Consider the following 17344-nt stretch of genomic DNA (forward strand, 5'->3'; position numbering starts at 1 on the left):
CGTGCGCGCCTATTCCGACATGTCCACTTCTATGCTCTCAATCTGCATTTCTCGACCTTCTATCAGCTCGGTGGCGAAGCTATCGCAGTGCGGGCAGAACATGTTGAACCGGTCGTGATGATACTCGGCCCCGCACTCAAGGCAGCGGCTTTTCGGATGCACCATGATCACGTCAAGCTTGGCGTCGCGCACATACGGGTCGTCCTCGATGAGCGCCTCCCACGCGAACACGAGCGCATCCTCAATGGCTTCGGTCATGTCTCCGATGCGCAGCGTCACCGAAAGGAGCCGGTCGGCGCCTGCGTCCTGCGCGGCGCTCTTCGCCGCATCCAGAACCCCCGTCATGATGCCCAGTTCGTGCACTACTCAGCTTCCTCGGCGGCCAGCTCTTCATTCTGACGCTTGATGCGACGGGCCAACACGATACGAGCGAGCAGCAGACTCAGTTCGTACAGCGCTATCATGGCGGCGAACATCAGCAGCATGGTCACCGGCGAGGCGTCCGGCGTTACCACCGCACACAGCACCATCAGCACGATATAGACCATGCGCCAGCTGCCCCGCAGCTTCTTGTACGGCACCACATCGAAGATGACCAGGTAGAAGATAACCAGCGGCAACTCAAAGGCAATGCCGAAGGCCACCTCGAACTTGATGATGATGTCGATGTAGGAGTTCATGCGCGGCTCAACGTAACCCAGACCGATGGCCTGTTCGGTCAGCCACTGGAACGCCGCGTTCAAAATGACCAGATAGCAGAACACCACGCCCAAGATGAACAGCACCACGCCCACGATGAACGTGGGCACGAACCACTTGCGCTCCTTAGGCTTCAACGCCGGCAGGAAAAACGCCAACAGCTGCCACAAGATGATGGGTGAGGTGGCCACCACCCCGAAGAACAGCGCTATCTCGAAGCGCACCGCGAACGCCTCGAAGGGGTCAAGCGCCACCATCTCGGCCCAGCCGGTCTGCGGATCGACCGGAATATAGGGCGTGATGGGCATGACCAAGAACTGCCCCATGGCGGGAGCCGCGAAGTAGAAGATGCAGATGGCAACGCCTAAGCACGCCACGATGCGCACCAAGCGCATGCGCAGCTCGCCCAGGTGATCGAACAGCGGCATCCGCGCCGGACCGATAGGCATTACGCATCACCCGCTTCCGCATCGTCGGTTGCGCATGCCGCAGCCTTCGCTGGAACTTCGGTCTTGGGGTTGTCCTTGGCAGCTGCCGCTTGCGCTGCCTGCTCGTGCGCCGCTGCTGCCTCGGCTGCCTTGCGCTCGGCGCGCGCCTTGTCGTAAGCTGCCTTGCGCTCGGCGAAGCTGGCTGATTTCTCGGATATCTTCTCGGCTGCCTTATCGGTCGCCGCAGACACCTCCGCTTGCGCCTTGGCGGTCTTGGCCTGCGCGTCGCCCGCTGCCCGCTCGATCACCTCGAGCGGATTCTTGAACGGGTCCTCAGCATCCTTGTCCATGAACGATTGCGCGTTCAGCGTTGACTTCATCTCGTCTTGCGCCGTGCGGAACTTGGCAATGGCGCGCCCCGCCGTCTTAGCGATCTCCGGCAGCTTATCAGGCCCGAACACCAGAAAGCCGAAGAGAAGGATCAGGAATAACTCGAATCCACCGATGCCGAACACGTCTCTCCTCTACATTCCCAAAACCGCGATAGCCATGGTCGGTATGCCCAACGCCAGCACCAAGATGATGCAAACCGCCACCGTGAATGCCTTCTTCAAGCGTTCGCTGCGCTCCTTCTTAGCTGCTGCGGCCGCTTCGCGCTCGCGAGCTGCCTGGATGCGCGCTTCGCGCTGTGCCTTCGATATCTTCTGCTTGGCCGAACCCATGCTATGCCTTCAACTTCGATCGTATCTCGATGACGCGCGCGATGTTCTTGGCAACCTCTACGCCCACATGCCAGTTGTTCTTCTCGTAGAGCACCTTGCCGCCCACCATGGTCATCATGACGTCGCTTGCCGTGCACGTGTTCACCAGCGCGCTCACCGGATTCTGATCGAGCGATTGGTGCGATGATGACAAGTCGACCGCGATGATATCCGCTTGCTTGCCCACCTCGAGCGACCCGATGCGGTCGTCCTGCCGCAGCGCCCGTGCGCCGCCGATGGTAGCCAACTCCAGCACCTCTTGGCTGCTCAGGAAGCGGCGCGTATCAGAAGCGCGATGCAGCAACAGCCCCATGCGCATCTCGGCGATCATATCGGTCGATTCGGTGGCCGCAGGCGAATCGGTGCCCAGCCCCACGCGCAAACCGGCCTTCATGAACTCAGAGAGCGGTGCCACGCCCATACCCAGCTTCGCGTTGCTCGATGGACATGTGCAGACCGCCACGTCGAACTCGCGCAGCTTCTTGATATCCTCGTCGTTGACATGCACCGCATGGATGAGCAGCACGTTGTTGGAGTCGAACGCGCCCCAATTCAGCGCATAGCGCACCGGTGTCACACCGAAGGGCAGCCACGGCGGTATCTCAACGTAGCCGCGCGCCTCTTCGGTCATGGTATCCACGGCGAACATGGACGAACCGTACATGACGAAGTTGTACTCTTCGCGGCTTCCGGCCAGACGCATAGCCACCGGCAGATCGTCGCGCTGAGCCACTTCGGTCACACGCTGGAACACCGAGGGGTGGTTGGCGTAGATGGCGGCAGGCGCGATGCCGATGCGCACCAGCTCGCTGCCGAATTCCTCGTTCCACTGCTCGATATCGCGCTGGGCGGAATGCATGGCGTAATCAACGCGCATCTTATCCATGGCGCCCACTTCGCGGTAGATGACCCCGCGCAGCCCCAGAGCGCTTGCCGCGCGCCCCGCAGCACCGGTGGACGTGATATCCACCACACAGGTGATACCCGAGCTGAGCGCATCAAGACCACCCAGAATGGCCGAGTCATACCAATCGGACTGCTCAAGCTGCACGCTGTGGTCGATCACCGAAAGGATCCATTCCGCGAACGGCTTGTCAGCCACCACCCCGCGCAGCACGCTCTTCTCGAGGCGCGTATGCAGGTCGATCAACCCTGGCATGACGGCCGCCATGCCGTAGTCGACCACCTCTTCGTCGGGATAGCGCAACCGCAATGCGTCCAACTCGCCAATATCGGCGATGCGATCTCCCTCTACCAGCACCGCTCCGTTGAAGATCGGCTCGCTGGTGACCGGGAATACGTATTTCGCTGAAACGATCATGACGATGCGATGCAGCCGCTACTCGGCCGAGACGGCCTCGTCCGTCTCATCAAGCGCACCTGCGTCGCCCTCCGCTGCGTCGCCCTCCGCTGCGGCGTCATCCGCTGCGGCGTCATCCGCAGCTGGCAGCGACACCTCGATGAAGTAGGTCAGCCCCGCTGGCGCATCGTTGACCACCACGGTGGCACCATCAAGATAGTCAGCCATGAACTCCTGATACGCCTTCGTCTTGTTCTCGCTGGTGATCTGCGAGCGCACATACGACACGATGGTCGCCGGGATGCCCTCCAGCGAATCAAGCTGCGCTAAGCTCTCGTCGGTCTGCTGGATGAACGCCAGCACCTCTTCATCGGTAGCCTCGTAGATCTCTGCGCCCATGGCCTCTTTCATCTTGGCGATGCCCGCATCGATCAGGTCGACCAGCTCCTGCGCGCTCTTGAGGTTGTCCTGGGCCTCGGTCTGCGCTGCATCTATTTTGGCCTGCAGCTCGTCTTTCTGCTCTTGACTGGCATCCTCAGGAAGCGCCTGCTGCTCTTCCTGCAACGCCGTCAGCTCGTCAGAGGTGGCCGCCGAACTCAGCATCTGCGACGTGATCTGATTCACCAGATCCTCCAGTTCGCTGCTGCCGGTGGCAAGGTAATACAGCTTGCGATTCAACAGGCTGATGCGCTGCGACTCGCGCACGTCGTATTCGGTCTGGCCGGTCTGCTTCAAGTAGATGCGCCACGATGACTCGTTGCCGTACTGCTCTTTCAGGTCGGCAACGGCTTTGTCCACCTCTTCATCGGTCACCTCGATACCGTTGGCAGCGGCAGCCTGACGGATCTCTTCGTTGCTCACGTATTGATCGATGATCTGGTTGCGCAGCTCTTCGGGAGTGATCTGGCTCTGCTCTAGATACGACTTCCACGACTCGTCGTCGGTCATGCCGAATGCCTCGCGTCGGGAATCAACGTAGGCCGTCACTGCCTTCTCTCCCAGCTCAACGCCGTTCACTGTGGCAGCCACGCCCTCGGAAGTGTCATAGACATCATAGACAGCCCGCACGGTGTCGCTGGGCGCCTCGATCTGAGTCTCTTGCTGCTGGCAACCGCTCAGCGCGAACAGGGACAGTGATGCGGCCAGGGTGGCGCACACGACGAACTTGGTCTTCTTCATCCGATACCTCTCTATTCACCATATCGCCAAAGCGAGATACTCTCGCGAATGCACATCCGCTCATTATACATGCACCGCACGAGCACGCGCGGCTGAACAGGAGAACTACATCCTGCCCAGCGGCAGCGCGCCCGCAGGTTCGCCGGGCAGTTCTCTTGCGCTCTTCCCGTTCTCTCTTGTGGTCTTCCTGTTATGAGGGGCCAGATTCGACGCAACCATGTTGACGCAAGAGTTGCATGCTCAGTACCATGAACGCGTACCGCGTACGGCAAAGGAGCACCTGTGGCTGATCGATTTGAAGTAGCAGAGTTGGAAGATGTAGCAGAACTGCTTGAGCTGGTTGAAGAGGGCGCTGGCAAGATCGTGGTCACCATGGGTGGCGCCGAGCGGTTCGTCGTGATGACCGCCGAGCGCTATCGCGCGCTGTCTGACGGCTACAACAAGGAGCGCGAGCGCGCCCGCGAAGCGAGCGCAGCCCTTGAAGAGGCGCAGGCCACCATCCAGCGCATGAAAGAGAACGCAGCCGCCGCCAACTGCGAAGCGGCCGGTGCCGCTGCATCAGAGACCGCCCCGAGCGTGAGCGCACGCCAACCGGTCGCATCCGGAAGCGCGCTCAACTGCTCTTCCGATGCTGGCAAGCCCTACCGCGTTGCCGATCTGCCCTACACGCCCATCGATTCGGACGATTACCAGCGCAGCTCCTACCAAGACGCCATCACCGACCGCATGCGCCGCGTCATCGATGCGGAAGCGCCGGTGGAAAAGCAGCGCCTGTTCAACACCGTGCGCGCCAGCTTCGGCATCAAGCGCAGCGGGCGCGACATCCAGGCGCACAACGATTGGCTGTTCGGGCGCAACATCAACGCGAAGCAGACCGAATTCAACGATGCCACCTTCGTCTGGCGCGGCGATCAAAACCCTGAGACGTACGATACGTTCCGCGTAGCCGATGGCGAATCAAGCCGCCAGATCACCGAGATCTGCTACCAAGAACTCAAAGCGGCCATCGTGGAGGCGCTCAGCTGCTCCGAGCGGCTCTCGCGCGATGAGCTCATCGAAGTTGCCATGCGGCTTCTCGGCTACAAGCGCAAGACCGCGCGCGTGCGCGAGGTGCTGGGCACGGCCATTCAGCAGGCCTCCGACGAGGGAGCCATCCGCATCTTCACCGATGGGACGTTCCGGGTCGCCTAGCCACGTGCACCGCTGCTACCCCGCCGGTGCAGTTGCGCCATTCCACATCAACGAACCCCGCTTCGCGCATCAAGCGCGCCAGACCAGCTTGGTCGGGAAACGCGCGAATGGAATCGGCTAGGTAGACGAACCCCGCGCGGTCGCCCGTGATCAAGCCTCCCCACAGCGGAATCATGTGCTTCAAGTAGAAACCGTAGAGCCCACGCCATGCCGGATTGGGCGGTGTGGAGAAATCAAGGCACACCAGGTGCCCTTCAGGTTTCAGCACGCGAAGCATCTCGGCAAGGGCGCGCGGACGGTTCGGCATGTTGCGAATACCGTAAGCCACCGTCACAACGTCGAAGCGAGCATCCTCGAACGGGAGCTCGTGCGCATCAGCCACCTGAAAGCTCATGGACACATCGCCCGAACGGCCTTCTGCATGATGCGCCCGCGCCACCTCCAACATCTCGGGCACCAGATCGGTGCAGACGATGGAAGCCGGGCGCTTGCGCTGCGCCATGGTGAAGGAGACCTCGCCGGTACCGCCCGCCACATCCAGAACGTGGCTCTCAGAGCTGATGGGCGCCATCTTCGCCATCGTGCGCAGCCACAGCTTGTAGGCGCCGAAGCTGCTGATGGCATTGAAGCGCTCGTAGCGCGGGGCGATATGCGCGAAGATGCCCTTGACGCGCTCGCTCGATATCTCCGCAGGCGCTGCCGCGCCGGTAGCCGTGTCGATCGTTGTCATAAGGTGTCATCCAAATCCATCATCATGAGCGATACGTTATCGCGCATCGTACGAGCCTCCTGGCGGTTGATGCGTTCTTCCTCGTACATCTTTTGTATCTGTTCGAGCTCCATATAGTATGCCATGCGGCGGATATCGTCCGATTCGTCGGCTATCTTGATGGAGGTGGTCACGCTCGTGCGGCTGCTGGTCAACGCCGAGATGCTTGCCTCGTATTCCATGATCAGCTTACTGGCGTCTTCGGTGGCCACGTTGCCCTCCGCCATCTCAGCCCGCAGAATATCGACCACATACCGTGCCGTATCCTCTTGAAGACGCCGCATTTTCTCGCCCATATCGGTCAGCTGCGAATCGGGAAGCTGTCGAATGAGCGCAAGGCGCGTGCGCACCAGCAGAATGCGCAAGTGGCTCAAGAATCGCCGTAGATCGAAGCGATGCCCCGAGCGGTGCTCGGTCAAGCGCTCCATGCGCTCAAGGCGCCCGAGGAACTCATAGCCTACGTCATGGTCCACGATCCCCTGCTCGATCATGGTCATGGTGCGCTCCTGTTCCCAGGTGAGCGCTTGCAGGCGCAGCTCGGTGAAGGGCCCATCGTCCTGGTCGCTCATGTCCTTCGCGGCAGCAAGGCGGTCCTGGTACGCACGGATCACCACTCGCGTCGAGCGGCGGTTCGCGCGCGTCTGCTGCGCGGTCAGCTCTTCTATCACCGTGCGCAGGATATCCGAGAGCACCTCGAAGTAGTTCTGGCGCGCATCGATCTCGGACTGCTTGCGCTCGCGCTTGGGCGCCACCAGCGGCACCACGAACGTGGCCAGCAAGAGCGTGATCAAGATGACGCCGCAACCGATGAAGATGATCAGGTTGCGCTCGGGAAAGCGCTGTCCGGTTGCCATGAAGATGGGAATGGTGAAGAGGATGGACAGCGTGATGGTGCCCTTCGCGCCACACAGCGTGACGATCAGCGCATCGCGCACACTTTGGGAGCCGAACTGCTTCTTCTCGCCGCCGTTGTGCCCCGGATGGCGCGCGTGCCACCATTCCATGCACAGGCACCAGATGAAGCGCACGCCTACCAGAATGCCCGTGATCAGGAAGATGTACCCGATCAGGGTGAAATTGCTGACGGTTTGATCCGACCAGGCGTATCGCATGCTCGCAGGTAGCTGGGTGCCCAGCAGGATGAACACGATCCCGTTCAGCGCGAAGGAGAGCACCTGCCACACATTGCTCGATACGATGTTCATGCGCGCGATGGACGGGCTTGACGTGCGCGGCGCCACCACGTTGAGCAGCCCGGCTACCACCACCGCGATGATGCCAGAAACATGGAGCGCCTGCGCGAGCAGGTACACGATGAACGGCACGCACAGCTCATAGAGCACGTGGAAGGTGGCATTCTCAACGCCCAGGTCGCGTATCTTGCGCAGGATCAGATTGAAGGCGTATCCCAACACGGCGCCCGCCACCAAGCCGCCGAAGAACTCGATCAAAAAATCGATGCCCGCCTCGGCTACATTAAAGGTGCCCGTGACCGCAGCGCCGAGCGCGAACTGGAACATCACGATGCCTGAAGCATCGTTGAGCAGCAATTCCCCGCGAAGGATGCCCCATTGCCGCTCGGGGATGGATATCTGCTTGGAAAGCGAGGTCACCGCAACGGCGTCGGTGGGTCCCAGAGCCGCTCCCAGCGCGAGCGCCGCGGCCACCGATATGGAGGGCACCAGGCTGTGCAGCGCGATGCCGATGATGACCGCCGTGACCACCACCAGCCCGATGGCCAGCGCCAGAATGGGCCCTTTGTTGATCCAAAGCGCTAATCGGTCCGCGTTCTTCGCCTCGATGTAGAGCAGAGGTGCGATGAACAGCACGAGGAAGAGATCGGGTTCCAACTCAACGGTGATGGTCGAACTGGCGAAGATGGCGATGACAACGCCCAGGCCGATCTGGATCAGCGGCAAGCTGACCCGCGGTACGATCTGGTCGATGACCGCAGACAGCAGCACGCCCAGCGTGAGGAATAGTACGAGCGTCAGCGTCTCCATCTGGCACTGCTCCCTTCCCGATCGCTGCGCTACTGCGCGAGGCGGACGTTCGTCTGGCGGCCTTCCTTGGTCATCTCGAAATCACCGATGCTCGCAACATATTGGCGCATTTGCGCGAACCCCAGATCGCGCACCTTGAAGTCTTTGAATCGCTCGCGCACGGCATCGCTGATGCGCTGCATGGCGATACCGTCAGCGCCCGCATCGCGCACCAGTGCGTAGATGTAGCTTTGCGGCGTCTCGCCCGCTTGCTGCTTGCGCGGTGAGGGAGCAGAGGGCTTCTCTTCCGCTCTGCGCTCGGCCTTCGCCGCATCCTCGTGCTGATCAGATGCCTCATCGGACCCTGCTGCAACCTTGCGACTTCGGCGGCGTCTGCTTCGCTTACGACCGCCCTCGCCGCTTGCGGCAGCATCTTCATCGGCGCCTTCCCGGCCTCCCTCAGCATGATCAACGCTCTCCACCAGCTCAACGGTGACGTTGCTGTGGTCCTTGGTGATCTTCACGCGCTCGAACTCGTCAAGCAGCTTGCTCAGCAGATTGGTGCCGTAATTGCGCACGTCGAAATCGGGGTAGCGCTTGAGCATGCGGCTGCCCACCTCGCCGAGCCCGGTCGCCTTGCCGTTGTTCAGGTTCTCGGTGATGATATCCACCACCGCCTGCTCAACATCCTGCTTGCGCATGGCGCCACCGTTCTTCGCGCGGTTGCCCGCGAGAAGTTCTAGATTGGTGAACACGTCGCACGCGCGGCGGAAGGGCACCGGGGTCTTCTTCTCCCCCATGCCGATCACATACATGCCGCTCTCTCGCAGCCGACTAGCGAGGCGCGTGAAGTCGGAATCGCTCGACACGATGCAGAAGCCATCCAGGTTGCCCCCGTAGAGCAGGTCCATCGCATCGATGATCATGGCCGAATCGGTGGCATTCTTGCCTTGGGTGTAACCGAACTGCTGAATGGGCGTCAGCGAGTTCTCCAGCAGCGCATCCTTCCATTTGGAATGGAGCGTCAGCGTCCAGTCACCATAGATGCGCTTGACGGTCACCGTGCCGTATTTCGACAACTCATCGAGAATGGATTTCAGATAACGCGACGAGACGTTGTCGGCGTCGATCAGCAGGGCGAAGCGATTATCATCGCTCGATGGCTTTCGTTCCATGCAGGCTCCTTGTGTGTTTTTGAGTGCGTATGCCGCGCTTCAATGATAGCAAAAGGCCGCCCGCAGGCGGCCTTCACAATTCATGCGGTAGAGGTGCGCTACTCAGCGTCTTCGCTGTACGCGCGCTGCACCGAGGCGTCAACGCGCACGCCCGGGCTCATAGTGGAGGACACCGCGATGCTCTTCACGTATTTGCCCTTCGCCGCTGCAGGCTTCATGCGCAGGATCTCGTCATAGACAGCACCGTAGTTCTCCGCCAGCGCCTCCGGTGTGAAGCTGGCCTTGCCCAGCACCACATGCACGATGCCGAAACGGTCAGCGCGATACTCCACACGGCCGCCCTTGAGTTCGTTGATGGCCTTGGCAACATCGGTGGTGACCGTGCCCAGCTTGGGGTTAGGCATCAGACCACGGGGGCCCAGCACCTTACCCAGCTTGCCAACCTTGCCCATCTGATCGGGCGTGGCAACCGCAGCGTCGAAGTTGAACTCGCCACGGTTGATCTGCTCGGTGAGCTCGTCGGTGCCCACGATATCGGCACCGGCCTCTTCGGCAGCCTTGGCAGCATCGCCCTCGGCGAACACAGCCACGCGCACCGTTTTGCCAGAGCCGTTGGGCAGGCTGACAGTGCCCCTCAACTGCTGGTCGGCCTGACGCGTGTCAATGCCCAGACGGAAATCGGCGGTCACCGTTTCATCGAAGTTGGCGTTGCTGATCTCCTTGATCACCTTCATGGCCTCAAGGGGGGCTACCTCGCCTTCGGGAACCTTCGCCGTATCTGCTAGATACTTCTTGCTCTTCTTCGCCATGGTACTCTCCTTCGTGGTCGTGACGGGAGCAAAAAACTCCCTTCCACTGTCATATGCGCAAGGCCGTCTGGCCTCACCTTGCCGTATGCGGTGCTTCGCACCATCCTTGCAGAAGCGCTCTGCGCTCTACTCCGTAAAGCTGCGCCATCGCGCTCTGCACTGCGCGCTATGCAGCTGCGCCGTCGCCCTCGTCAACCGACTCGCCCTTGAGCAGAGCAGCCAGCTTACGGGTGACCTCGTACTTCTTCTTCATCTCGCGGCCTTCAATGCGCACGCCCATGGAGCGCGCCGTGCCCGCGATGATCTCTTTCGCCGCGTCGATGTCGTTGGCGTTCAGGTCGGGCATCTTGATCTCGGCGATCTCGGTCAGCTGCGCATCGGTCAGCGTGCCAACGTTTTGAAGCTGCGGAATGCCCGCGCCGCTCTGGATGCCCAGCTTCTCTTTGATGAGCACCGCAGCCGGCGGCGTCTTGCAGATGAACGTGAACGACTTGTCCTCGTACACGGTGATCTCGACGGGGATGATGGTGCCCGCCTGGTCCTGCGTCTGCGCGTTGAACGCTTGGCAGAACTGCATGATGTTGACACCCTGTGCGCCCAGTGCCGGACCGACCGGAGGTGCTGGATTCGCTTGACCTGCCGGGATCTGAAGCTTGATGAAGCCTGTTGCTTTCTTGTCAGCCATCTTGTTTCCTTACGTTGTTGGTTCGTCTTACCTCTATAGCATGCGCGGCCGCGAGAAGCCCCTGTCCACGAGGGCACGGCTGCGCGGGATATTCATCTTAAATGCGCGCCACCTGATCGAACGTGAGCTCCACCGGCGTTTCGCGTCCGAAGATGGACACCATCACGCGGACCTTGCCCGCATCCGGCATCACCTCGGCGACGATGCCATCGAAGTCCTTCAGCGGACCATCGGTCACGTGCACCGACTGGCCTTCTTCCAGCGTCGTCGACGTGCGCTTCGGGGTCTCGATAGACGTGCGCTTCATGATCTTGTTGTACTCGTCGCGCGTGAGCGGGCTGGGATTGCCTTGGCTTCCCACGAACCCGGTTACGCCCGGCGTATTGCGAACGGCCGCCCAACTGCGGTCATCCATCTCCATCTTCACCAGGACATACCCGGGGAAAACCTTCTTCTCCGTCTCCTTACGACGACCCCCGTCGCGAATCTCAGCAACGCGCTCCGTCGGGATCTCGATCTTGAAGACGTTGTTCTCAAGACCCATCGTCTCGATGCGGGTCTCAAGATTGCTCTTCACCTTGTTCTCATATCCGGAATAGGTGTGAAGGACGTACCATTTCTTCGCCATGCTCTACCCCTCCGAACCGTTTTCAGCACCCGCATCTCCCTCGGAAGAGGCGGTATCGGCTTGGGCAGTATCGGTTGCATCAGCCGCCGTGTCAGCGGCAGCATCAGCGCCGCCATCGACCAGAGCCGCATCGGCTGTCGCGGCATCATCGGTGACCGGTTCCTCAGATGTGGTTGCGTCATCGGCAACCGTGCCATCCGTGCTGGAGTCGGTGGTTTGAAGGCCGACATTGCCGTCGGTGTCCGCGCTCTCGGTCTCAGCAGCAGGTTGCTCCACTTCGATGCTCGAAACGCCAATGAGAGCCGGGGTGATGATGAAGTTGTCAAGAATGGCAACATAGATGCCGAAGAACAGCAATGCCGCCACCACAACGCCCGTCCACTGGCCCACGTCCTTCTTGGAAGGCCAGGTGACGCGCTTGAGCTCGCCCTTCACATCGCGAAGGAACTGGAAGCGCTTCTTCTTCGGCTTCGCTTTCTCCGACTTCTTAGCATCAGAACCTTTTGCCTCGGCCTTCGCAGGGGCATCCTCTTTGGTCTTCTTCAGAAGGCCGCTCTTCTTTTCCGCCTCAGCGTCGCCAGCAGCATCGGTCGTGCTCGCCGATGATTCCTCTGCCTCGACCGCTTCCAACTCGCGGTCGGCCTTGCGGGCCTGGCGAGCGGCAGATGCCTTTGCCTTCTGGGTCTTCGATCTCTTAGCCATGTGTTCCTCTGCTACGCTTCTCTTATCGCCGGAGCGCTCGGAACCGCGTGTCCGAGCCTTCTTATAACGCCAAACAAGCAGCCCGGGGCTGCTCGTGATGCAAGCTGGCAGGCCAGGAGGGACTCGAACCCCCAACATGCGGTTTTGGAGACCGCCGCTCTACCAATTGGAGCTACTGGCCTATTGCCTGTCTACAAAAAATCCTGATGCCTAGCGAGTCTCGCGATGTACCGTATGGTGCTGGCACCATTTGCAGTACTTCTTGAACTCAAGGCGCTCGGGATTATTCTGCTTGTTCTTCGTGGTCGTGTAGTTACGGCGCTTGCAATCCGTGCACGCCATGGTGACCAACGTTCGCATGAATACTCCTTTTACGCAAATTGTATCGCAAGCTTGCGATCATACACATGAATTGCGGTGACACAGGGGCCGCCTTCCTTCGACGGCGACCCCTGATCGTGTACAGCGTTGCTACTTGATGATCTTCGTAACGCGGCCAGAGCCAACGGTGCGACCACCCTCGCGGATAGCGAACTTCAGGCCCTCTTCCATAGCCACCGGGTGGATCAGCTCGCCGGTGATGGTGACGTTGTCGCCAGGCATGACCATCTCGGTGCCCTCGGGCAGATGGGCCACACCGGTGATGTCGGTGGTGCGGAAGTAGAACTGCGGACGATAGCCATCGAAGAACGGGGTGTGGCGGCCGCCCTCGTCCTTGGTCAGGATGTACACCTGGCCCTCGAACTCGGTGTGCGGGGTCACGCTGCCCGGCTTGCAAAGAACCTGGCCACGCTCGATGTCCTCGCGCTTGATGCCGCGCAGCAGAACGCCGATGTTGTCGCCAGCCTGAGCCTCGTCAAGCAGCTTGCGGAACATCTCGATGCCGGTGCAGACCGTTTCCTGGGTCTCCTTGATGCCGACGATCTCGACCGGGTCGTTCATGTGCAGCACACCGCGCTCCACACGACCGGTGGCAACGGTGCCACGGCCGGTGATGGTCATGGTGTCCTCGACTGCCATCAGGAACGGCTTGTCCACGTCGCGCTCGGGGGTGGGGATGTAGGAATCCACCGCGTCCATCAGCTCCCAGATCTTGTCCTGGTAGGAAGCGTCGCCCTCCAGAGCCTTCAGAGCAGAGCCGCGGATGATCGGGGTGTCGTCGCCCGGGAACTCGTAGGAGTCCAGCAGCTCGCGAACTTCCATCTCAACCAGCTCGATGAGCTCTTCATCGTCGACCATGTCGCACTTGTTCAGGAAGACCACGATGTAGGGCACGCCCACCTGACGGGCCAGCAGGATGTGCTCACGAGTCTGAGCCATCGGGCCGTCGGTAGCAGCGATAACCAGGATAGCGCCGTCCATCTGAGCAGCACCGGTGATCATGTTCTTGACATAGTCAGCATGGCCGGGGCAGTCAACGTGAGCGTAGTGGCGGGTGTCGGTCTCATACTCGATGTGAGCGATGGAGATCGTGATGCCGCGCTCGCGCTCTTCGGGTGCCTTGTCGATGTCCTCAAAGGCGGTGAAGTCAGCACTGGCAGTGCCATGGCTGCCGTCGTTACTGGAGAGCGTCTTGGAGATGGCCGCGGTCAGCGTGGTCTTGCCATGGTCAACATGACCGATGGTGCCGATGTTCACATGCGGCTTGGAACGCTCAAACTTTTCCTTGGACATGTATTTCCCTCCTTGTGGAAAAATCTGTCTTTCATACGAACGCGCCCCTTGCGGGACGCGGATTTTCTCTGGTAGCGGTGACTGGATTTGAACCAGTGACGCCACGGGTATGAACCGTGTGCTCTGACCAACTGAGCTACACCGCCGAATGGAGCCTGCGACCGGACTTGAACCGGTGACCTCTTCGTTACCAACGAAGTGCTCTACCGACTGAGCTACACAGGCGATTTGATCGCATCCATCTACGTCTGCTGCTGCGTCAGGGCTTTCGTCGTCTGTTCGGTCACGACCGCAAGGTCGCTCCCTCGCATCCGCTCTGCCCTTCCTTGCATCATACGCATCTGAATGGCTCAAAAAAAATGGTGGGCGCGCTAGGATTCGAACCTAGGTAGGCAGAGCCAACGGGTTTACAGCCCGTCCCCTTTAACCACTCGGGCACACGCCCATTCTGAACCTGCACAGCATGCCCTCTGGCTGCCGTGCTATTCAAAATAGCAAATGAAAATTCATGTGTAATTTTCAAGCTGCCGCTCGACAAAAGCCCCCGGTGGGACTTAGCAAGCGAATGAATAATACGTGAGCAAAGTACGAGTGTCAAGCAATAACACGGGTCGGGGCGTATCCATATCGGCGGTTGCATCTTTTCTCTACAAAATCGGCCCGATCGCAAACCGAATGCCTACGACCACGTCCTTGCTGATCGCTTTCTCGTTGGTTTCTGATCGCCAACGCGCGACTACGGAAGGTGCGAACTCAAGCACCTGGACCAGGCATGAAAAAGCCCGCCGAGCATGCAGCAGGGCGGGCTTTCGGAACGCATCAGATACTATGCACCTTCATGGCGCAGTGCGCGCTACCCCGTGTAGCGCTTGAAGACCATGCCAGAATCCACCGCGCGCGGACCCACCACGCCATAGCGCGAACCGCGAGCATCGATCATCTGGCCGTTGCCCACATACAGACCCACGTGGCTGCTCTTCCAGCAGATATCGCCCGGCTGCGGATCGGATACCACCGGGAAGCGAGACCCTACCATCGCATAGGTGCTCGAGATAACGCGCCCGTACTGTCCGGTCAGACAGTAGCTGACCAAACCCGAGCAGTCGAACGCATTCGGGCCGCCAGCGCCCCACACATAGGGCTTGCCCAGATGCTCGTATGCACGCGCGACCGCACCGCTGACACTACCCGCCTGCACGGCGTTGTTGTTATAGTTTCCGCCGCCGCTGCTGCCGCCGCTGCTGCTGCCGCCGCCGTAATGACCGGTCGACTGCTGCTGGCGTACCGCTGCTGCCGCCGCTGCTGCCGCCGCGCGCTCGCGCGCCTCTTCCTCTTGGCGCATGAGCTCCTGCACTTCGGCATTCAAGGAGTCGTAGAGGCTCTGATACTGGTTGACGAGCGTCTCAGCCTCGGCCTTGGTGGCCGCTGCCTGTTCGGCTGCCTCCTTGGCAGCCTGCTCCTGCTCTTCCAGCACGGCCTTCTCGGCTTCCACTTCGGCCTTCAAGTCCTTGGTCTGCTGAACCATGGCCGAATCGTTCTCATTCATGTTGTTCAGCACGTCCCAGTTGGTGGTGAATGCCTGGAAACTGGTCGCGCCGAGCAACAGGTCGATGAACGTGGACGAACCGGTGCGGTACATGCTGCGCGCACGCGTGCTGAGCTGCTCTTGCAGTCCGCTGATCTGCTCGTTGACCTCAGCGATGCGATTCTCAGCTTCAGCCACCCGCTCTTCGGCTTGCTGCTGCGTCTCGAGCGCGGTGTAATACTCGTCAGATGCCACATCCAGCTTCTCTTGCATGGAGTTGAGATTATCGAGCGCCGTTTGCGCTTCGATCTTCTTCTGCGCCGAGGTAACGGCGAAGGCATCGAGCGGATCTGCCCCTACAAGGCAGGTGGCAGCGCCTGCGGCCAGGGCGGTGCCTACGAAAGCGCGTCTGCTGAGTGCGTTGGTCTGCTCGCTCATAAGTTGGTAGCCCTCCTCGATCGAGCAATCGTGTCGTTGTGCAAACAAATGAGCGACGATAGTATCATTGCAGCAACGCGCGAGACGTGCGCTCCACAACTTCTCCAACCGCTGCGCATAACTTCTGCATCGAACGTTCACCCCGTGTACGGGCATGAAAAAAGCCCACCGCACGTGCGATGGGCCTTGCCTACACTCTATGTTGTTGCTCTAGTAGCGCACGTACACCATATCGGAGGTAACACCACCATAACGAACCACATCGCCCGTGCGGGGAGCGTGGATCATCTGGCCACCGCCCACATAAATGCCGCAATGCTGACGCGAGTTGTTGTGCACCACGCACACATCGCCAGGCTGCGGGTTGGACACGCGCGGCCAGCTGATGTAGTCAGCCGTTGACCAACGGCGCCCGAAGCTGCCCGTCAAGCAATAGCTCACCAGACCCGAGCAGTCGAACGTATGAGGACCAGCGGCGCCGTACTCGTACGGAATGCCCAAGCAGCCCTGCGCGCGGCTCACCGCGTCGTAGCCAGCGGTAGGCACCTTGCTATCGTTATAGGAAGGCTTGCTGCTTCCACCGCCGCTCGTGCCACCACCACTGGTGGTACCCGAGGAAATAGCAGCCTGCGCGGCTGCCGCCTGAGCGGCTTCGCGAGCAGCCTCTTCTTCAGCCAGAAGTTGCTCAACCTCAGCAGAGAGGGAATCGTAGACGGCCTGCTGCTGCGCAACTACCGATTCCGCCTCGTTCTTCTTGGTCTCGGCCTGCTGCGCTGCTGCTTCGGCTGCTGCCTGCTGCTCTTCCAGCACGACCTTCTGCTCTTCCACTTCCGCCTTGAGGTCCTTGGTCTGCTGGACCATCTCAGCGTCGCTCTCGTTCATGTTGTTCAGCACACCCCAGTTGGTGGTGAACGCCTGGAACGTGGTAGCGCCCAAGAGCAGGTCGATGAACGTGGATGAACCGGTGCGATACATGCTGCGCGCGCGCACGCCCAGCTGCTCTTGCAGGCCACCGATCTGTTCGGTTGCCTCATCGATGCGGTTCTGCGCTTCGTCAACGCGGCCTTCAGCCTCTTCCTGCGCGTCTAATGCGTTGTAGTATTCGTTCGTAGCTACTTCCAGCTTGTCCTGCATGGAATTGAGACTATCGAGCGCTGCTTGCGCCTCGGCCTTCTTCTGGTCGGACGGGGCGGCAAGAGCAGGAAGCGGATCGGCTGAGATCAGGCACGCGGCACCTGCCATGGCAGCGGTACCCACGAAGGCGCGTCTGCTGAGTGCGATGGTATGCTCGCTCATAAGTTGAGGTTCCTCCTCCTTCGAGCAAGTTGTGTGTTCGGCAAACATTCGCACTATGATAGCACGCTGCGCAAAAATGGCAACCGGGCCACGCGAGCCGCGC

At 60.5% G+C, this 17344-nt stretch carries 18 protein-coding genes and 4 tRNA genes; 1 reads left to right on the forward strand and 21 read right to left on the reverse strand.

Annotated elements, in window-relative coordinates; translation table 11 throughout:
• Window positions 1–9: 9 nt before the first annotated feature.
• The 6 genes from NFR19_RS05265 to NFR19_RS05290 are packed head-to-tail and all read right to left on the reverse strand — an operon-like array spanning window position 10 to window position 4367.
• Window positions 10–363 carry a hydrogenase maturation nickel metallochaperone HypA/HybF gene (locus NFR19_RS05265; protein WP_251212744.1) on the reverse strand — a complete coding sequence of 118 codons (354 nt, stop codon included), beginning with the start codon at window positions 361–363 and terminating at the stop codon, window positions 10–12.
• Window positions 363–1148 carry a twin-arginine translocase subunit TatC gene (gene tatC, locus NFR19_RS05270; RefSeq protein ID WP_251212745.1) on the reverse strand — a complete coding sequence of 262 codons (786 nt, stop codon included), beginning with the start codon at window positions 1146–1148 and terminating at the stop codon, window positions 363–365. The genes NFR19_RS05265 and tatC overlap by 1 nt, the downstream gene beginning before the upstream one ends.
• Window positions 1148–1642, reverse strand: coding sequence for a twin-arginine translocase TatA/TatE family subunit (locus tag NFR19_RS05275; RefSeq protein WP_251212746.1), 495 nt, complete (start codon window positions 1640–1642; stop codon window positions 1148–1150). The genes tatC and NFR19_RS05275 overlap by 1 nt, the downstream gene beginning before the upstream one ends.
• A gap of 9 nt (window positions 1643–1651) precedes the next feature.
• On the reverse strand, window positions 1652–1849 hold the full coding sequence (locus NFR19_RS05280) for a CASC3 protein CASC3 (RefSeq protein WP_251212747.1): 198 nt from the start codon (window positions 1847–1849) through the stop codon (window positions 1652–1654).
• Window position 1850: 1 nt separating this feature from the next.
• On the reverse strand, window positions 1851–3209 hold the full coding sequence (locus NFR19_RS05285) for an amidohydrolase family protein (protein WP_251212748.1): 1359 nt from the start codon (window positions 3207–3209) through the stop codon (window positions 1851–1853).
• Between the two features lie 18 nt (window positions 3210–3227).
• Window positions 3228–4367, reverse strand: coding sequence for a SurA N-terminal domain-containing protein (locus tag NFR19_RS05290; RefSeq protein ID WP_251212749.1), 1140 nt, complete (start codon window positions 4365–4367; stop codon window positions 3228–3230).
• A 282-nt stretch (window positions 4368–4649) separates the two neighbouring features.
• Between NFR19_RS05290 and NFR19_RS05295 the strand changes: the two genes are divergently transcribed.
• Window positions 4650–5558, forward strand: a complete 909-nt coding sequence (locus NFR19_RS05295; RefSeq protein WP_251212750.1) for a DUF3320 domain-containing protein — start codon at window positions 4650–4652, stop codon at window positions 5556–5558.
• Here NFR19_RS05295 and NFR19_RS05300 read toward each other — a convergent pair.
• The 15 genes from NFR19_RS05300 to NFR19_RS05370 form a co-directional block, all read right to left on the reverse strand.
• A complete protein-coding gene (locus NFR19_RS05300) occupies window positions 5530–6288 on the reverse strand; it encodes a class I SAM-dependent methyltransferase (protein ID WP_251212751.1) in 759 nt (252 codons plus the stop codon). The genes NFR19_RS05295 and NFR19_RS05300 overlap by 29 nt on opposite strands.
• Window positions 6285–8330 carry a Na+/H+ antiporter gene (locus NFR19_RS05305; protein WP_251212752.1) on the reverse strand — a complete coding sequence of 682 codons (2046 nt, stop codon included), beginning with the start codon at window positions 8328–8330 and terminating at the stop codon, window positions 6285–6287. The genes NFR19_RS05300 and NFR19_RS05305 overlap by 4 nt, the downstream gene beginning before the upstream one ends.
• 29 nt (window positions 8331–8359) lie before the next feature.
• Window positions 8360–9484: an NYN domain-containing protein gene (locus NFR19_RS05310; protein ID WP_251212753.1), complete on the reverse strand. Its 1125-nt coding sequence runs from the start codon at window positions 9482–9484 to the stop codon at window positions 8360–8362.
• A gap of 98 nt (window positions 9485–9582) precedes the next feature.
• The gene (rplA, locus tag NFR19_RS05315) at window positions 9583–10293 is read right to left on the reverse strand and encodes a 50S ribosomal protein L1 (protein WP_251212754.1); all 711 of its coding nucleotides are present in this window, start codon (window positions 10291–10293) and stop codon (window positions 9583–9585) included.
• A gap of 166 nt (window positions 10294–10459) precedes the next feature.
• The gene (gene rplK, locus NFR19_RS05320; RefSeq protein ID WP_251212755.1) at window positions 10460–10978 is read right to left on the reverse strand and encodes a 50S ribosomal protein L11; all 519 of its coding nucleotides are present in this window, start codon (window positions 10976–10978) and stop codon (window positions 10460–10462) included.
• 97 nt (window positions 10979–11075) lie between these two features.
• On the reverse strand, window positions 11076–11606 hold the full coding sequence (gene nusG / locus NFR19_RS05325) for a transcription termination/antitermination protein NusG (protein WP_251212756.1): 531 nt from the start codon (window positions 11604–11606) through the stop codon (window positions 11076–11078).
• Window positions 11607–11609: 3 nt separating this feature from the next.
• Window positions 11610–12308 carry a preprotein translocase subunit SecE gene (gene secE, locus NFR19_RS05330; RefSeq protein ID WP_251212757.1) on the reverse strand — a complete coding sequence of 233 codons (699 nt, stop codon included), beginning with the start codon at window positions 12306–12308 and terminating at the stop codon, window positions 11610–11612.
• A gap of 105 nt (window positions 12309–12413) precedes the next feature.
• Window positions 12414–12490 (reverse strand) — tRNA-Trp (locus NFR19_RS05335).
• 28 nt (window positions 12491–12518) lie between these two features.
• Window positions 12519–12668: a 50S ribosomal protein L33 gene (rpmG, locus tag NFR19_RS05340; RefSeq protein WP_251212758.1), complete on the reverse strand. Its 150-nt coding sequence runs from the start codon at window positions 12666–12668 to the stop codon at window positions 12519–12521.
• 111 nt (window positions 12669–12779) lie between these two features.
• The gene (tuf, locus tag NFR19_RS05345) at window positions 12780–13982 is read right to left on the reverse strand and encodes an elongation factor Tu (protein ID WP_251212759.1); all 1203 of its coding nucleotides are present in this window, start codon (window positions 13980–13982) and stop codon (window positions 12780–12782) included.
• 69 nt (window positions 13983–14051) lie between these two features.
• Window positions 14052–14128: transfer RNA gene (locus NFR19_RS05350), tRNA-Met, on the reverse strand.
• A gap of 3 nt (window positions 14129–14131) precedes the next feature.
• Window positions 14132–14207: transfer RNA gene (locus NFR19_RS05355), tRNA-Thr, on the reverse strand.
• A gap of 135 nt (window positions 14208–14342) precedes the next feature.
• Window positions 14343–14427, reverse strand: a tRNA-Tyr gene (locus NFR19_RS05360).
• Window positions 14428–14835: 408 nt separating this feature from the next.
• Entirely contained in the window at window positions 14836–15945 is a 1110-nt protein-coding gene (locus NFR19_RS05365; RefSeq protein ID WP_251212760.1) for a coiled-coil domain-containing protein, read from the reverse strand.
• Window positions 15946–16155: 210 nt separating this feature from the next.
• The gene (locus NFR19_RS05370; RefSeq protein WP_251212761.1) at window positions 16156–17241 is read right to left on the reverse strand and encodes a coiled-coil domain-containing protein; all 1086 of its coding nucleotides are present in this window, start codon (window positions 17239–17241) and stop codon (window positions 16156–16158) included.
• Window positions 17242–17344: the final 103 nt, after the last annotated feature.

Source organism: Adlercreutzia murintestinalis (assembly GCF_943192905.1).
GTDB lineage: Bacteria > Actinomycetota > Coriobacteriia > Coriobacteriales > Eggerthellaceae > Adlercreutzia_A > Adlercreutzia_A murintestinalis.

Bases quoted from the DNA above. Each gene is read 5' to 3' on its own strand.
- NFR19_RS05310 (WP_251212753.1), bottom strand. From the start codon at position 9,484: ATGGAACGAAAGCCATCGAGCGATGATAATCGCTTCGCCCTGCTGATC.
- tatC (WP_251212745.1), bottom strand. From the start codon at position 1,148: ATGCCTATCGGTCCGGCGCGGATGCCGCTGTTCGATCACCTGGGCGAG.
- rplA (WP_251212754.1), bottom strand. From the start codon at position 10,293: ATGGCGAAGAAGAGCAAGAAGTATCTAGCAGATACGGCGAAGGTTCCC.
- NFR19_RS05365 (WP_251212760.1), bottom strand. From the start codon at position 15,945: ATGAGCGAGCAGACCAACGCACTCAGCAGACGCGCTTTCGTAGGCACC.
- nusG (WP_251212756.1), bottom strand. From the start codon at position 11,606: ATGGCGAAGAAATGGTACGTCCTTCACACCTATTCCGGATATGAGAAC.
- tuf (WP_251212759.1), bottom strand. From the start codon at position 13,982: ATGTCCAAGGAAAAGTTTGAGCGTTCCAAGCCGCATGTGAACATCGGC.
- NFR19_RS05305 (WP_251212752.1), bottom strand. From the start codon at position 8,330: ATGGAGACGCTGACGCTCGTACTATTCCTCACGCTGGGCGTGCTGCTG.
- NFR19_RS05370 (WP_251212761.1), bottom strand. From the start codon at position 17,241: ATGAGCGAGCATACCATCGCACTCAGCAGACGCGCCTTCGTGGGTACC.
- NFR19_RS05280 (WP_251212747.1), bottom strand. From the start codon at position 1,849: ATGGGTTCGGCCAAGCAGAAGATATCGAAGGCACAGCGCGAAGCGCGC.
- NFR19_RS05300 (WP_251212751.1), bottom strand. From the start codon at position 6,288: ATGACAACGATCGACACGGCTACCGGCGCGGCAGCGCCTGCGGAGATA.
- NFR19_RS05290 (WP_251212749.1), bottom strand. From the start codon at position 4,367: ATGAAGAAGACCAAGTTCGTCGTGTGCGCCACCCTGGCCGCATCACTG.
- rplK (WP_251212755.1), bottom strand. From the start codon at position 10,978: ATGGCTGACAAGAAAGCAACAGGCTTCATCAAGCTTCAGATCCCGGCA.
- NFR19_RS05285 (WP_251212748.1), bottom strand. From the start codon at position 3,209: ATGATCGTTTCAGCGAAATACGTATTCCCGGTCACCAGCGAGCCGATC.
- rpmG (WP_251212758.1), bottom strand. From the start codon at position 12,668: ATGCGAACGTTGGTCACCATGGCGTGCACGGATTGCAAGCGCCGTAAC.
- secE (WP_251212757.1), bottom strand. From the start codon at position 12,308: ATGGCTAAGAGATCGAAGACCCAGAAGGCAAAGGCATCTGCCGCTCGC.